Annotated in this window: 14 protein-coding genes; 12 read left to right on the top strand and 2 right to left on the bottom strand. The window is 48.7% G+C overall.

The features are described 5' to 3' along the window. The first annotated feature begins 83 nt into the window (after positions 1-83). The 5 genes from AXX12_RS07760 (at position 84) to AXX12_RS07740 (ending at position 4,806) form a co-directional block, all read left to right on the top strand. Positions 84-1,073, top strand: coding sequence for a Bug family tripartite tricarboxylate transporter substrate binding protein (locus AXX12_RS07760; RefSeq protein WP_066240562.1), 990 nt, complete (start codon positions 84-86; stop codon positions 1,071-1,073). 40 nt (positions 1,074-1,113) lie between these two features. Then, positions 1,114-1,545 (top strand): tripartite tricarboxylate transporter TctB family protein, encoded by a 432-nt coding sequence (locus tag AXX12_RS07755; RefSeq protein WP_066240559.1) that lies wholly within the window; start codon positions 1,114-1,116, stop codon positions 1,543-1,545. Positions 1,546-1,757: 212 nt separating this feature from the next. Then, positions 1,758-2,717: a substrate-binding domain-containing protein gene (locus AXX12_RS07750; RefSeq protein WP_066240557.1), complete on the top strand. Its 960-nt coding sequence runs from the start codon at positions 1,758-1,760 to the stop codon at positions 2,715-2,717. Continuing rightward, entirely contained in the window at positions 2,714-4,126 is a 1,413-nt protein-coding gene (locus AXX12_RS07745) for a HAMP domain-containing sensor histidine kinase (RefSeq protein WP_066240554.1), read from the top strand. Before AXX12_RS07750 ends, AXX12_RS07745 begins: the two co-directional genes overlap by 4 nt. Positions 4,127-4,128: 2 nt before the next feature. Continuing rightward, complete coding sequence (locus AXX12_RS07740) at positions 4,129-4,806, top strand: response regulator (RefSeq protein ID WP_066240551.1); 678 nt, start codon at positions 4,129-4,131, stop codon at positions 4,804-4,806. Between the two features lie 14 nt (positions 4,807-4,820). Here the strand turns inward: AXX12_RS07740 and AXX12_RS07735 are convergent, their stop codons facing one another. After that, positions 4,821-6,002, bottom strand: coding sequence for an MFS transporter (locus AXX12_RS07735; RefSeq protein ID WP_066240550.1), 1,182 nt, complete (start codon positions 6,000-6,002; stop codon positions 4,821-4,823). Between the two features lie 114 nt (positions 6,003-6,116). Between AXX12_RS07735 and AXX12_RS07730 the strand changes: the two genes are divergently transcribed. From AXX12_RS07730 to AXX12_RS07705, 6 genes are all read left to right on the top strand, one after another. After that, entirely contained in the window at positions 6,117-7,493 is a 1,377-nt protein-coding gene (locus tag AXX12_RS07730; protein WP_066240547.1) for an aminotransferase-like domain-containing protein, read from the top strand. Between the two features lie 115 nt (positions 7,494-7,608). After that, entirely contained in the window at positions 7,609-8,640 is a 1,032-nt protein-coding gene (locus AXX12_RS07725; protein WP_066240544.1) for an ABC transporter substrate-binding protein, read from the top strand. A 262-nt stretch (positions 8,641-8,902) separates the two neighbouring features. Next, complete coding sequence (locus AXX12_RS07720; protein ID WP_066242939.1) at positions 8,903-10,549, top strand: ABC transporter permease; 1,647 nt, start codon at positions 8,903-8,905, stop codon at positions 10,547-10,549. 20 nt (positions 10,550-10,569) lie between these two features. Next, positions 10,570-11,646, top strand: coding sequence for an ABC transporter ATP-binding protein (locus AXX12_RS07715; protein WP_066240541.1), 1,077 nt, complete (start codon positions 10,570-10,572; stop codon positions 11,644-11,646). A 23-nt stretch (positions 11,647-11,669) separates the two neighbouring features. Continuing rightward, positions 11,670-12,350 carry a phosphate signaling complex protein PhoU gene (phoU, locus tag AXX12_RS07710; protein WP_066240538.1) on the top strand — a complete coding sequence of 227 codons (681 nt, stop codon included), beginning with the start codon at positions 11,670-11,672 and terminating at the stop codon, positions 12,348-12,350. After that, entirely contained in the window at positions 12,343-13,011 is a 669-nt protein-coding gene (locus AXX12_RS07705; RefSeq protein ID WP_066240535.1) for an MgtC/SapB family protein, read from the top strand. The genes phoU and AXX12_RS07705 overlap by 8 nt, the downstream gene beginning before the upstream one ends. 201 nt (positions 13,012-13,212) lie before the next feature. Here AXX12_RS07705 and AXX12_RS07700 read toward each other — a convergent pair whose 3' ends face one another. Next, positions 13,213-13,893: a heparan-alpha-glucosaminide N-acetyltransferase gene (locus AXX12_RS07700; RefSeq protein WP_066240533.1), complete on the bottom strand. Its 681-nt coding sequence runs from the start codon at positions 13,891-13,893 to the stop codon at positions 13,213-13,215. 334 nt (positions 13,894-14,227) lie between these two features. Between AXX12_RS07700 and AXX12_RS07695 the strand changes: the two genes are divergently transcribed. Then, positions 14,228-15,631, top strand: coding sequence for an FAD-binding oxidoreductase (locus AXX12_RS07695; RefSeq protein WP_066240532.1), 1,404 nt, complete (start codon positions 14,228-14,230; stop codon positions 15,629-15,631). The last annotated feature ends 52 nt before the right edge of the window (positions 15,632-15,683 follow it).

The raw sequence follows: 15,683 nt of genomic DNA, 5'->3' as shown, positions 1-15,683 counted from the left end.
GCTTATCGCCGCCGAGCCACCGCCGTGAGGCTGCCTGATCGTAAGGTCAGTCTAAAATAATCCACTGAACGGAGGTATCCTGCATGAACTCTCGTAAGTTCCTATTCCGATTTGTGATCCTCTCCCTGGTGGCTCTGGCCGTAGTTGGTTGCGGTGACCAGAAGAAAGCCGAAGCTCCCAAGTTCCCGACCAAACCGGTAACCATTATCGTTCCGTTTGCCGCCGGCGGCGGTACCGACGCAGTTGCCCGCGCGCTCGCCAAATCGGCTGAACCTATCCTCGGCCAATCGGTCACAGTTGTCAATAAAGTCGGCGCCAATGGCGCTACTGGCATGACAGAAGGCCTTAACGCTGCGGCAGATGGCTACACGGTCACCATGACTGCCGTCGAAGTGGTCATGAACCCGATTCAGGGCATGGTTCCCTGGAAGCCGAGTGACTTCAAAGCTGTCATTCTCGCCAATTCAGACGCGTCTGCTCTGACTGTCCGTGCTGACAGCCCGTATAAAACCTATGAAGACTTCATAAAAGCAGCCAAAGACAACCCCGGCATGCTGAAAGTCGGTGCCAATGCTCCTGGCGCGATTTGGCATTTAGCCGCTCTCGGTCTGCAAGATAAAGCCGGCGTCAAGTTTAACCTGATTCCGTTCCCTGGTGGCGCTGGCCCTGCTATCACGGATCTCTTAGGCGGCCACATTGATGCTGTCACCGTCAGCGCCGCTGAAGTCAGCCAACACGTCAAAGCCGGCAAACTCCGCATGTTAGGCGTTCATGCAACAGAGCGACTAAAAGGCTTCCCTGATGTACCGACTGCCAAAGAAAAGGGAGTCGATGTCAGCATCAGTACCTGGCGCGGCCTAGCCGTCCCTGGGAAAACTCCGGATGATGTCGTAAAAACTCTGCATGACGCATTCAAAAAGGCAATTGAAGACCCTAAATTTGTTGAGTTTATGGAAAAAGGCAACTTTGGCAGGGGCTATATGAGCAACAGCCAAATGCAACAATACATGGATGAGCAAACCAAGATGTTCCAACCGCTGATGGAAAAAGCCGGCCTGACCAAGAAGAAGTAAGACTTTCCCTGTCAGCATGCAAAGTAATGGAGGTTAGATCATGCGCAAGGTAAATATCACTACCGCCATCTTGCTGCTACTACTGGCGGCATATGTATACCTGGAAGCCAGCACGTTTCCCGTGGCTGCGGACACTCTCGGCCCAGCCTTTTTCCCGAAACTGGTGGCCGGGCTGCTGGCGGCGTTTTCGGTCGGCATCCTGCTGTTCGCAGTGCTTGGCAAAAAGGGAGAGACTGTTCCTGACCTGCCATCAAAGCCACTAGTTGTTATCATGGTCGCCATGGTTATCTATGTCGCATTACTGCCGCACATTGGCTTCCTGACGACAACGCCGGTTTTCTTGACAATAGCAGGCATCGTCATTGCAGACAGCATCAGTTACTGGTGGAAAAAAGTAGTTATCAGCTCATTTGTCACTACTGGCGCGCTGTATTATCTATTTGCGGTCCTGCTGAATGTACCATTACCATAGTTTCTCACAAAAAAGGCCCCCAGTATTGAAGTACTTCAATACTGGGGGCCTTTTACTGTCGAACGCTGAGTCCGGCTTTGCGTTGGTTCATAGGGTTGAGCACTGAGGCTCGCATCGTCTTGCTCAGACAGGGAAGGAGCAGGCTAACAGGTAGGAAAACAAACCGCTGATAGCGAATACTGAAATATCAAGCATTTGGCAGGAGACTAACCATGAACAACCTCCGATCGCGCCGCGCTGCCGTTTTTCGCCGTCTGGTTATCAGCCTACTTTTCGTGATTGGCATCGCTGCGATTACCTTTGTCGAGATGCGCCAGACCCCAGGTCCCTATATTGATTTCAACAAAGTTGAAGATGCTGACCCAGCGGTTAGTCCGGCATCCGGACCAAAGCCGCTGCGGCTTGCCATCTCTTCTGTGCTTTCGCCCAAGGATTCGATCGTATATTACCGGCAAATCGCCGATTATATTAGCCGCCGTTTGGAGAGGCCTGTAGTTCTTATTCAGCGGCAAAGCTATGCTGAGGTCGGAGTCCTGCTAGCTAAGGGCGGGGCTGACCTGGCATTTTTCTCTAGCGGCGCCTATGCTTCTCTGTCTGGTCAAAATGAGATTGAGCTACTGGCAATGCAACAACGCAACGGCTTGCCCTATTACCGGGGTTATATCATTGTGCCCCGTGTTAGTGCTGCCGAATCTCTGGCTGACTTACGCGGAAAAACCTTTGCTTTTTCTGATCCGCTGAGCTACTCTGGCTATATTGCGCTGGCGTATACACTGGAAAAAATGCACCAGACTCCTGACTCCTTTTTTCATTCATATACATTCACCTATAGTCATGATAAATCGTTGCGGGCAGTTGCCAACAATGTCGCTGCCGGGGCGATTGTCAACAGCCTCGTGTACGAATATACTCAACTGCGCAGTCCGGAGCTGATTGACGCGATCAAAATTATCGGCGTATCTGAGGCGGCAGGCACCGAGCCGGTGGTAGTTCGTCGTGGTTTGAGCACAGAGCAGAAAACCACTTTGCGACAATTATTTCTTTCCATGCATGAAGAAGATTCCGTAGCTGTAGTCTTGGGTGGTCTGCATATTGATCGATTTTTGCCGCCTCAGCCTGAACTATACGATGGGATCCGCGCCATGCTGCGAGAAGTGAGGCGAGACAGTTGAAGAACTTCTCCCGTCTGACGCTGTATCACAAAATCTTGCTGCTCGCCCTTTCGATGCTGGCTCTGCTGGGGATTTTATTAGGATTACTGCTGTGGAATTCGTTATATGATTTGACCGGCCAACAGCTTGACCAGCGGGGCATGGAGGTCACCCGTCATATCGCTTCACTCAGCGCCGACCATGTACTAACTGATAGCCGCTACTCACTGCATGAACTAATCAGCGAAACCCGTAAAAACAACACTGATGTCTCCTATGTAGTTGTACAAGACGCAAAGCAGGGTGTACTAGCCCACACCTTTAGCCAGGGCGTACCGCGCGGGCTCATGCAAGCCAATCCTGGCATCGGATCAAGTGTTAGCATTGTCAGACTGAATACCAGCGAAGGGATGGTGCGAGACATCCTGGCTCCGATTGAGCAAGGCGAAGTCGGCTATGTTCGCGTTGGTCTGCTCGAAGATCCGATGCGTGGCCAGATCGCCGCCCACCTCAGAAACCTAATTTTGGCTACCTTAGCAGTCTGCTTACTGGCTGCGCTCCTAGCCGCCAACTTGGCCTCGCGCATTGCCAGCCCGATCACTCAATTGGCTCTCAGCGCCGACCAAATTAGCCGTGGTCAACTCAATGTTCAGGTTCCTGCTCGCAGCCACGACGAGGTCGGACTGTTGGCAAAGGCGTTCGGCCAGATGGCGCAGAGTCTATCACGCACCAATGTTGAGAGGGATAGGCTACTGACTGAGCTTGCTCGTAAAGAGCGGCTGCGCAAAGTCCTACTTAACAAGGTTCTTTCCGCCCAAGAAGATGAACGCAAACGGATCTCCCGTGAATTGCATGACGAAACCGGTCAGGCTCTGACCTCGCTGCTGGTGTCAATGCGAATGCTTGCAGACCGAACCACCGATGCCCAACAACGCGAAATTCTGTTGGGAGCGAGAGATCTCGCCGCCAACACACTGCGCGATATTCGCGATCTAGCTGTCGAACTCCGGCCGCCAGTGCTTGATGATCTAGGCCTGCTCCCAGCTGTCCGCAAATACCTGACTCAATTTGAGCAGCGCCACGGCATCCTAGTATCTTTTACCGCAATCGACGGCCGCGTGCATGGGCCGACCGCCATGGCTCTATACCGGATCCTCCAGGAAGGTCTGACAAATATCATCAGACATGCCGACGCCCAAAGTGTTGAAATCACGATAGACATCAGAGAAAATCACATTGAGCTGATCATCAGTGATGATGGCAAAGGCTTTATTGTCAAATCTCTTGACCATACGCGAAAAGATAATCGCCTGGGCTTATATGGTATGCGAGAACGGGCCGCGCTATTGGGCGGTACACTTACCATCAGTTCAGCACCTCAGAAGGGAACTGTTATCACTGTTGTCGTCCCCAATCCTAGGGAGGAATGACTATGCAAACTGTGAGAATTATTTTAGCCGATGACCATATCCTGCTACGATCAGGCCTGAAAATGCTGCTTGAAAGCCGTCCCGGCCTGAAGGTCGTCGGCGAAGCTTCCGATGGCCTGGAGGCTCTTCACATCATGGAAGCAACTCCCGCTGATATCATCGTGTTGGATTTATCTATGCCCAATATGGACGGGATGGAATGCATTCGCGAAATCAAAAGCCGTGGTTTGGCTATCCGTGCGATCGTATTGAGCATGCATGAGGATGAGAATTATGTACGCGAAGTCATGCAAGCAGGCGCGATGGGATTTGTGCAAAAGGGAGCCGTCGATACCGAGCTGTTTGAAGCCATCAACTGCGTCAGGCAAGGTAAGCGGTTCCTCAGTCCGAATCACCTGCAGTGTTTGCTTACCAGCCTGTTGACAGACAGCCATGGACAGGAACCGGCTGATGATCCTTATGTCGTCTTGAGTACGCGTGAACGCGAAGTGCTAAAACTGCTGGCACGCGGCCATTCAATCAGCGATGCCGCGGCCATGCTGACGCTCAGCGTCAAAACAGTAGATACCTATAAAACACGAATGATGGAGAAGCTCGGCTTTAGCAAACGGACGGAGTTAGTGAGCTATGCATTAAAGCATGGATTGTTGGCGAATGAAGCAGAACGCCGAGTACGTTAGCCACAGAGTCTGCATCATATTGAGCGCGTATTCATGATGAGTACTGGTATGACAGCAGATGCAGCAGCGACAGCCATGATACCATAAATCCAATTTACACCGAGTGAGGAAGCAATAAAGCCAAAAAGCAGAGGAGTCATCATACTGGTAACTCCACGAAAGAAGGAGCTAATGGCAAAAATATCGTCATAGCAGTGCTTTTCCCTAACCGTTTCCGTAATAATGGTTTGAACAATAGGAACTGTCCCTTTTGTTACAACACCAAGCAGAAGCGATGTTCCGGCAATCATAAGCACTTGTTGTCCCAGAACAAGAGACACAAGCAGTATCGCCATAACAGTTTCCGCTGCAACGAACACATTCCGCGCACCAAATAAATCAATCGTTCTGCCGCATAGTACCTTTCCCAGAAAGCATCCCAATGTGAAGGCAAGTGCAAACGTTCCGATGATTTTTGGATCAATACCTTTCGCAAAAAGTAGATAAGGTAAAAAAGTAAATATCTGGTCGCTGCTAAAGCCATCAAGTATGCTCGCACTTATTGCCAGTGCGTATTGACGGTTGCGTAACAGAGCAAAGGAAGGAAAATTCCGCTTTATCCTTGTTGTTGACAAAAATCCCCGATAATCTGTCTCTTTTATGGTAAAAGAGGTAAAAAGCAGATAACCTGCGAACAGTATTGCTCCCAGGCCATATGTTAAACAAGCAATCCGCCAGCCAGGGAATCCAAATACAGAAATTGCGACAATAAAACCTGCCAGGGAAGCAAAGGGAACTCTGCCAATATCGCCGATCGCTGTGAAATTCCCCATAGCCTTTCCCAACGACTGTCTGTCGGAGTTTGATGTAAGATAGGCAAATGCAGTGTTGTGAAATACACTATGACCTGCAATGGCGATAATGAAGCAAAATCCTGCAAAATAAATATTCCGGGAAAAAGCATTAGCGAAAAATCCAATACCATATAATACAATTACAAGGCTTAATGTGCGCAGCAAGCCAAAGTACCGGGAAAAGAATATTGTAGACAGGCCCAAAAGAGTACTTCCCATAATTGCGAGCGAGATAATAATACCGATTTCCTTTTCGCCGGCCCCAAAGGAAATGGCGATAAAGGAAAGAAGTATCGGTATACTCTCAAATAAGCCGTCAATGATTATATGAGACGTATTAAGTACGAATTGCGGATTCGCCACTTTCGCTTACCCCCTAAGCGCAAACCTGGATTACATTTATTATAGCGTTGGGAAAGCGTATCGACAATTGTGTTATACTTAATCTGTACCAATACAGTTAGGGGTTGAAACAAGGTGGAGAAAGCATACGAACGGATTGCTGCTGCGATCGAGCGATCAATACGGGAAGGCAGATTTCAACCGCGCGAAAAACTGCCGTCTGTCCGTGAATTGTCTGCGACCTATGGCGTGAGTAAAAATACGGTGGTGAAGGCGTATGAAACCCTAAAGAGCAAACACTTAGTTTATTCGGTTCCACAGAGTGGGTGTTATATTCTAGGGCACCGCCTTAGGCTAGAGCAGCCGGAGACGATGATAATCGATTTTTCTCGTGGCAACCCATTGTTGGACACTATCTACACGCCCGACCTGAAACACTGCCTTGACCGGGCGATTGACATATGCAATACCAATAGCTCTGATTGGCATGAGCTCTACGGTGTTCCTTCTTTAAGAAAGCTGTTGCCGAAATACCTTGCAGATTACCAAGTATTCACTACTCCTGAGAATATCTTTGTCAATCTTGGCGTTCAGCAGGCTCTCAACATTTTAAACAATATGCCCTTTCCGAATAAGAAAGAAATCATCTTGATCGAGCAACCTACATTTAGGTACTATAACCAATTTTTAAAAAGTAGCGGCACTAAGATCCTCGGCATACCGCGGGGACCGGCTGGAATCGACCTGGATTTTCTTGAGGATCTTTTCAAAAAGGAAAAGATTAAATTTTTTTACACAGTCCCCAACAGCCATAACCCGCTGGGTACTTGCTACCCGAAGCAACAACGAAAATCCATTGCACAACTGGCGGAGAAATACGATGTATATATTGTAGAGGATGATTATTTCGGCGATATCCTGTTTGGTGACCACGGAGACCCGATATACTCTTACGGCGATCATAAGCATCATATTTACTTGAAAAGTTTGATTAAAATAATACCCTGGATCCGGGTAGGCATCACTGTCGTTCCATCGTTTCTATTACCCATCTTTACTGAATATGCTAGGTATTCATATTACAACTCTTATTTCTCACCGTCTCTGGTATCACAAGCAACGTTAGAAATCTACATACGCAGCAATTTGTTGAAAAAGCATATCTCGTCCATTAAAAGGGATTTATCGGCACGGCTTGAATGCCTTAAAACACATTTTACCGATGCAGCAAAGTACGGAGCGGAATGGGTAGGAGGCGAGAGTGGATTTTACTGCTATCTGCAACTGCCTGACTGCATCAATGAAGCACAGCTCGTTGAAAATTTGAAAAAAAGAAACATCCTGGTTACTCCCGGAATTGAATGCTTCATTGACAGTCACTATTATAAAAAAGGCATCCGTCTTAGCGTAGCACGAACAAGCGTGGCCGATATTAACAGGGGAATGCCGGAAATATACAGGGAGCTATCTGCTCTGCGGCAAAATATGCCCCCGGTCGTTCTCCAATCGTAAAACTTGTCAGATAAAATCCTACAATGAAATCAGTTTTCCTCTGATTGGCAGAACTTTCTGGATATGCCATACTGATGCTGAAATAGTATCAACTAAATATCAAGGAGGCGTTTTCATGTCCCGGAGTAAAAAACTGATTGCGCTCGTCTTGTCGATTGTCATGTTAGCTGGTCTGGCGGCTGGCTGCGGCGGCGCCAAGGAAGAGGCCAAGAAACAACTTCAGCTCACTCTTTACTGCGGCCTGATGGAAGATCACATGGTTATGACAGTGAAAGAATTTGAAAAAGACACTGGCATCAAAGTCTCCGCTGTTCGTATGAGTTCAGGCGAAATCCTCGGCCGGCTGAAAGCCGAGAAAAACTCACCCAAGGCCTCTATCTGGTGGGGTGGCCCGGCTGATGGCTTCATCCAAGCCAAAGCAGACGGCCTGCTAGACAAATACGTTTCTTCGAACGCAGCTATGATTCCAGCCAAGTTCAAAGATGCCGAAGGCTACTGGACTGGTATTTATGTCGGATACCTCGGCTTTGTTTCCAACAAGAAATTGCTTGACGAAAAGAAAGTCAGTCTGCCACAAAGTTGGCAGGACCTTCTAAAACCTGAATTCAAAGGCCAAATCACAATGGCTAACCCTGGTTCTTCCGGCACTGCTTACACGATGTTAGCCACTATCGTTCAACTCATGGGCGAAGAAAAAGGACTCGCTTATATGAAACAGCTCGACCAACAAATTAAGACCTACCCGAAATCGGGCACCGCCCCTGGTCGTATGGTCGGCACAGGTGAAGCCACCGTCGGCATCACTTTCCTGCATGACGGCATTAAATATCGTGAAGAAGGCATGAAAGACCTTGTGCTGTCCGCTCCATCTGAAGGCACCGGCTATGAAACCGGCGCAGTCGCCATGGTTAAAGGCGGCCCTGACCAAGAAGCAGCCAAGAAGTTCATCGACTGGATTTTGACTAAAAAGGGGCAAGAGCTTGGTCAAGCTGCCGGCTCCTACCAATTCCTAACTAACCCGGAAGCAGCGGCACCGAAGCAAGCTGCTGAAATCAAAGACGTCAAACTGATCAACTATGACCTCAGTTGGGCTGGAAACAACCGCACTAAGCTAGTTGAAAAGTGGAGCCAAGCAGTTAAGAAATAAGAACAGAGTTGCCGAACCGCAGAGTACGCAGAGTACGCGGAGGGCGCCCGTAGAGGGTTGCGATTACTTTTATAAAATATCGTAACTCTCAGCATCCTCGGCGTACTCGACGTACCCTCTGTGTACTCTGCGGTTATACGAACCCACGTCCTCAACCTCGTTAATTGGTTTCTCATCAGCAGGACGACCGCGGCGACGCGCCGCGGTCGTCCTGCCTAGGAGGCGATACAACGTGTCACTAATCCAACCGCAAATTGACGATATGAAAAAAATCGCGCGCGACCCAATACTACTAGCCACCATCATTACTGTCCTCATATCGCTGCTCCTATTTATTGTCTGGCCATTATATGAAGTGCTCAAAGAAGGCTTCCTGACCGACCAGGGCGCTCCCACGCTCCGCTATTACCAAGATGCATTCCGCCGTAGCGAAAATATTCGTGTACTGGGAAACACCATGTACAACGGCTTGTTTGTCAGCTTAGTATCGACTGCGATCGGCTTTTTGTTTGCCTATACAGACGCGTTTATTAAAATCCGCGCCAAGAAACTATTTAATCTGCTCGCCATCCTACCAATCGTCTCTCCGCCATTTGCCTTATCGATGTCATTTATCATGCTGTTCGGTCAGCGCGGCTTTGTCACTCACACCCTGCTTGGCATCAAAGATGCAGATATTTATGGGTTTCTTGGCTTATCGATCGTACAGATCTTAACCTTTTTCCCAACTGCCTATTTAGTGTTGGCCGGCCTATTGCGCCAGATCGATCCAGCGCTTGAAGAAGCTGCTCGCAATATGGGCGCCTCACGCTGGCATATTTTCAAAACCGTTGTTTTTCCCTTGTTAAAGCCTGGTATCGCCAACAGCTTCTTGTTAGTATTCATCCAGACAGTCGCCGACTTCGGCAATGCCATGGTTATTGGCGGCAATTTCACGACTCTGGCTGCCCAGGTGTATCTGCAGGCTATGGGCAACTATGATATTAAGGGCGGCACCGCTCTGGCCACTGTATTGCTCTCGATCTCAGTATTCATGTTTGTCTTGCAAAAATACTGGGTAGGCTCAGGTAGCTATGTCACTGTAACTGGCAAGCCCTCCCGCCAACGCCAGTTGAACGAAGATTTCATTGTCAGGCTGACGGTTGGCACCCCTTGTTTCTTGATCAGTCTGTTTATCGTCATTCTGTACATCTTGATACCTTACGGCTCGTTCGTCAATCTCTGGGGCATTGATTTCACCCCGACACTCAAGCATTACCAATATATTTGGGCACTAGGAATGAAGCCGATCATTGATACTACCTATCTTTCACTGTTATCCATGCCTCTTACCGGTATACTTGGCATGATCATCGCCTTTTTGATTACCCGTAAACGCTTTATCGGGCGGGGCATGATCGAGTTTACTTCATTGTTGTCTATGGCGATTCCCGGAACCGTCATCGGCATGGGCTATGTCCTTGCCTACAATGACCCCCCGCTAGTACTAACCGGAACAGCCGCCATCATCATCTTTTCCTTCATCTTTCGCAACATGCCTGTCGGTATCCGCGCTGGCGTCGCCTCGCTGCAGCAGATCGATCCTGCGATCGAAGAAGCGGCTCAAGATTTAGGTGCGAATACCTTCAAAGTCTTTACTTCGGTCACCATCCCCTTGATCAAGAGCGCCTTCTTTAGCGGCCTGATTTACAGCTTTGTTCGCAGCATGACAGCTGTGAGCGCGGTCATCTTCCTGGTATCAGCTAGCTACAACCTACTGACAGTCGCCATCATGTCTCAAGTCGATGTTGGCCGTCTTGGCGTCGCTGCCGCCTATTCCACAGTTTTAATCATCATCGTGCTGGTTGTAACCGGTATCTTGAAGTTTCTGCTAAGTAAAATGGGGACAACAACCAGTCTGGATATGTAGAAGTCAAGGAGGCCCATCTGATGAGTATTTCAAAGAGCGTCAGCATAAAGAACATAGAAAAGGTTTTTGAGGGCACCGGTGGCAAACCTGTCCGTGCGGTCGATAATGTCTCGATCGACATCCAGCCAGGAGAGTTTATGACATTACTGGGACCGTCCGGTTGCGGCAAGACCACTATTCTGCGCATGATCGCCGGCTTTGAGACCCCAACTAAAGGCGACATCTTTATTGGCGAAGACAGGGTAAACAGCCTGACACCTGACAAACGAGACACGGCGATGGTGTTTCAAAGCTACGCGTTATTTCCTCACCTCAACGTATTTGAGAACATCGCCTATGGTCTAAAAATTAAGAAACTGTCCACCCAGGAAATCAAAAGCAAGGTTTGCGGCATCCTCGAGATCGTCGGACTAACCGGCTATGAAAACCGGGCACCAAACCAACTGTCAGGCGGCCAACAACAACGCATTGCATTAGCGCGTTCACTGGTAATGGAGCCCGCTGTACTGCTGTTTGATGAGCCGCTATCAAACCTCGATGCTAAACTGAGGGTACACATGCGGGCTGAAATTCGCAACATCCAACGGCGATTTGGGATCACCAGCATTTATGTCACCCACGACCAAGCTGAGGCTATGAGTATGTCTGACCGCATCATCATCATGAACCACGGTCTTGTTGAGCAAGTTGGCACTCCCCACGAGATTTATAAAAAACCAGCTAGTCGCTTTGTCGCTGATTTTATCGGCCTAGCTAACATCTTAGATGGCGAAGTCATGGCCGTATCCGGTAGCCATGCGACAGTGAAATGCCTTGACACTTTGTTCTCACTGCCGACCGACCTTACACTGGAGGCTAGGCAGAAAGTTCACTTAGTTGCCCGACCAGAGGCCTTGTCCATTGCTGACAGCGGCCAAATTCCGGCTAAAGTCGAGTCTTCAGTATTCATGGGTGCCTATCAGGATTATAAAATACGCGTACAAGACAAGAGCCTACTAGTCGTTGACTCCAACCCGGCGTTAGGCTCAGTCTATCCCGTCGGCGCGGATGTATACCTGCGTTTAGATGAACGCAGTCTACATATCGTCCAGCGGTAGTCTATTGAAAGGGGGACATTACTGTGCACGATCCTAGCTTCACCTGGGTACATCAAGCCATTTTACGCATGGGCGAGAAGACAACCAAAGCAGTGGAAAAAGCGACTGACGCGCTAGTTAAGGAAGATATCACTCTTGCTGCTGAGGCTCGCGACATCGAGAAAACTGTTGATGCCATGTATTATGTAATCAATGAACGCTGTCTTGATTTACTGTCTGAACAACAGCGTAGCCGCGAGGAAGTTAATTTCTTAGCCGCAAGTCAAAAAATAGCTAATGAACTGGAGCGGATCTGCGACTATGCTAACCAGATCGCAAAATTGGTGCAAAGAAAATTTACTCGTCAGGCGACTGAGCCTACAAGCAGCTTAGCCGATGTCGTAGGCACCATGCGACGGGAAACAGTCGGCATGCTGCAGGCTGCGATCAGTGCCTATCAGTCGTTAGATGCAGAGGCAGCCTCCAAGATTGACGCCAGCGACTGCCTGGTTGATCAGTGTAACCGGCAGGTTTTCCGCGACATTCTCTGTATTCTTTCTATCAACCCTTGGGCACAGGAGCTTGTCCTCGACTATCATATCGCTGTTCGCTACATCGAGCGAATGGCCGATCGGGCCACCAATATTGCTGAGCTGGTCTATTATATTGCCAGCGGCAAACCCTTCAAAGTAAAACCATTGCCGGAGGGCCTCTTCGATGATTGATGATGCAACAATTATCATTCGTTTAGTCACATCAGTCCTCCTCGGCGGCATCATCGGCTTTGAACGAGAACATAGCGGCAAGCCGGCTGGACTAAAAACCCATATTCTCGTTAGTCTCGGCTCCTGTCTGGTCGCCATTCTTTCAGTTAATCTCTATGCTGGCGTGCAGGGACTTACCAATGCCGACCCGGCGCGTCTGGCAGCTCAAGTTGTTAGCGGCATCGGTTTCCTCGGTGCTGGTGCGATTATCAAAGAAGGACCAACCATCCGCGGACTAACCACAGCCGCCAGCCTCTGGGTGGTTGCCAGTGTTGGTCTAGCTGTTGGCGTAGGCATGATGGTTGGAGCCATGGCGACAGCGATCTTAGTTGTAATCGTGTTGCAATGGTTGCCCAAGCTTGAAAAGTGGCTGCACCACCGCTCCTCAGAGATACTCCTCTACATCCATACTGACGACCGACCCGGACAAGTAGGCCGCATCGGCTCGCGCCTCGGCGCACTCGGCATTCGCATCACCCAAATTAAGATCGAGGAACAGGAGAACGGCGGTATTGGCATCCCTATTATCCTCGACATGAAGAACTGCCGCGACCTGACAACAGTCATCGCTGAGCTGTCAAAGGTTGAAGGCGTTATTTCGGTTACACAGGAGTTCGATTAGTTGTCTAGAAAAATCAGCTTGTACCGTTATTAATGGTCTATTGATGACGATCACTTCATTTTTGCTATCTGCAAGACCAAATCTCATTAACAGTATGTCTACAAGTTAACAAGGTTACTTGCGAGGAAGGGCAGGCTTGGGCCAGTCAGCCTTATGCAAAAAAGGGGAGAACCCGGCACTTCGCCAACGTTCTCCCCTCTTTTATGTCCTTCCTAGAACCAAAGCTAACAATGCCAGCATTAGCGGTTGATGAATCAAATAGATGAACAGCGAGTTCCTTCCTAACTTGCTGAGAGTATTCGCTCCTGTCATCGCTGGCAAAATCGACTGTTGGTCTCGGTAAACATGCCTCCCGGTCAACAACCCGAGGACAAATACCGCCAACCATGGAACTAAGGGATAATAATCCATTGATACAAACGTCGCTGGCGTCACTCCTAACGGCAGCAGAAGACCCGAATCATTTGTAAGTTGGTCCAGCAAGCGGGGCAATAACAGCAAAGCCGCCGCTAGGGCGCCTAGTATAGTAGACGGCAGTCTCATCAGAATAGGACTCAGTAAAATGGACAAGCTTAACAAATGCAATATTCCAAAACGCACATAGATCGCGGGACTAAACAAATATGTTGCACCACTGACCAACATAGCGGCGGCGAGCAGTTTTATTCCATGGTGAGTTGACCGCTGGTTGAACGTACTACTGATCCCGGCAATATAAATAAATAGAATGGCAGACAGCTTGCCTTCATAATACCAGAAACCTGATTGATATTCGAAAGAATAGCCATGGAAATCTCTCATATCAACAATGAGATGAAAAATCACCATCAATATAATCGCTATTCCCCGGAAATAGTCAATCTCCCAAATCCGCTGTTTCATGTCAAACTCACCCTATCTCTGCAGTAGTTATCGTTTGCGTTAGTACCTTGACCGCATTATAAATTAGGCTTGATGACGGTCAAAACAACAAAATACGGCGTCAGCACCTCCTAGCAGACCCCTTCTAGTATACGTCGTCGGTGCTTCCTTGTCTTTTGCCGTTTTGCCTCGACCTAAAGCTAACTTCTAACACGGTCAAGGTACTAGTCTTATTATACAATGTTATTCGTTGAATTGCTCATCGCAAAGTCCTGCCCACATGAAGGGATTCTCTCCCTGGTTGACGAATTGTATACTTTATACCTTAAGCCGATTGTTTAGAGGAGGTTTTCTCATGTCTGTTTACAATCCTGTAACCTCATCAATTCTTGATGAGTTAAAATCCCTGCTTGGCGAAAAAAACGTCACTGTTGATCCTGACAAGCTTTATACGTATAGTCATGACGAAGTGACCGAAAGCCGCTATCACCATATGCCAGAGGTTGTCGTGTTTCCGGAAACCACTGAACAGGTTGCCGCTGTTGTTAAACTAGCCAACCGCGAACTGATTCCGGTCACGCCGCGCGGTGCTGGTACTGGTCTCGCCTGTGGTGCTGTCCCGAATTTTGGCGGCATCGTTCTTAGCACCGAGAAAATGAATAAAATTCTCGAAGTCAACGCTGCCAGCATGTATATGATTGCCGAGGCTGGCGCCCGTACGGAAGATGTGCAACAAACCGCTAAGAAGCACGGCCTGCTCTATGCCGGCGATCCCTGCAGCGGCGATAGCTGCTTCATCGGCGGCAATGTCGCCACAAATGCTGGCGGCAACAAAGCAGTTAAATACGGTACAACTCGCCATCAGGTGTATTCAGTAGAAGTGGTTACTCCCAAGGGTGACATCACAAACCTGGGCGCTCGTCTGAATAAAAGCTCGACCGGCTACAGCCTGGATCAATTAATTATCGGTTCAGAAGGAACTCTTGGCATCATCACCAAGGTGACGTTGAAGTTAGTGCCGCTGCCGCAGCACTTTGCTGACTTCTTGGCCGTCTTCCCTAATACGGATACAGCCATTGCCTTTATCGGCATTATGGCCAAAGCTGGTATTACCCCGACAACTGTCGAGTTTATGGATACAGTGGCTATCAAATGCTCTGAAGCCTTTATCAATGAGAAATTGCCGCATGATGATGGTAACTACTTAATTATCCAAATCGAAGCAGATGATGAAGAAAAACTGGAAGACATCGCAGTTCAGTTGGATGAACTCTGTACCGACAATGGCGCAACAACCTTGTTGATGCTAAATGACTCAGCGAAGATCTGGAAGGCGCGTAAATCCTTCGCTGAAGCTGTCCGTCATGAAACCTTGATCCACTCCAATGAAGATATTGTTGTTCCAATCGACAAAATGCCTGAGGCTATGCACCGCATGGCAGGAGTCTGCGAGAAATACGGTGCCGCCGCTCGCACCGTCAGCCACGCCGGCGATGGCAACATTCACCTCTCAATTTTGCAAGGCAATGTCCCTGAGGAGCAGTGGATCAATACTCTCCACAAAATCCAACACGAAATTTTCGACTTTATCTATCCGCTGGGTGGTAAGCTGTCAGGTGAGCATGGTATCGGCTACAAGAAAAAAGACTTGATGCAAACCTATACCGATCCGGTTGAGCTGGATATGATGCGGTCAATTAAGAAGGCACTTGACCCCAATTGGATTTTGAATCCTGATAAGCTTTTCGATAGAGAATAGAGCCTGCAAAAAGGACCTTGCCTGTAAAACAACAGGTAAGGTCCTTTTCCAT

Origin of the sequence: Anaerosporomusa subterranea (assembly GCF_001611555.1) — a bacterium.
GTDB classification, from domain to species: domain Bacteria; phylum Bacillota; class Negativicutes; order Sporomusales; family Acetonemataceae; genus Anaerosporomusa; species Anaerosporomusa subterranea.
Note: the sequence above shows the minus strand (reverse complement) of the source record. Positions and strands in the feature narration are given on the sequence as shown.

Excerpts from the sequence above, each read along its gene's own strand:
- AXX12_RS07740 (WP_066240551.1), top strand. The coding sequence starts at position 4,129 with ATGCAAACTGTGAGAATTATTTTAGCCGATGACCATATCCTGCTACGA.
- AXX12_RS07720 (WP_066242939.1), top strand. The coding sequence starts at position 8,903 with ATGAAAAAAATCGCGCGCGACCCAATACTACTAGCCACCATCATTACT.
- AXX12_RS07755 (WP_066240559.1), top strand. The coding sequence starts at position 1,114 with ATGCGCAAGGTAAATATCACTACCGCCATCTTGCTGCTACTACTGGCG.
- AXX12_RS07715 (WP_066240541.1), top strand. The coding sequence starts at position 10,570 with ATGAGTATTTCAAAGAGCGTCAGCATAAAGAACATAGAAAAGGTTTTT.
- AXX12_RS07700 (WP_066240533.1), bottom strand. The coding sequence starts at position 13,893 with ATGAAACAGCGGATTTGGGAGATTGACTATTTCCGGGGAATAGCGATT.
- AXX12_RS07705 (WP_066240535.1), top strand. The coding sequence starts at position 12,343 with ATGATTGATGATGCAACAATTATCATTCGTTTAGTCACATCAGTCCTC.
- AXX12_RS07695 (WP_066240532.1), top strand. The coding sequence starts at position 14,228 with ATGTCTGTTTACAATCCTGTAACCTCATCAATTCTTGATGAGTTAAAA.
- AXX12_RS07725 (WP_066240544.1), top strand. The coding sequence starts at position 7,609 with ATGTCCCGGAGTAAAAAACTGATTGCGCTCGTCTTGTCGATTGTCATG.
- AXX12_RS07760 (WP_066240562.1), top strand. The coding sequence starts at position 84 with ATGAACTCTCGTAAGTTCCTATTCCGATTTGTGATCCTCTCCCTGGTG.
- AXX12_RS07750 (WP_066240557.1), top strand. The coding sequence starts at position 1,758 with ATGAACAACCTCCGATCGCGCCGCGCTGCCGTTTTTCGCCGTCTGGTT.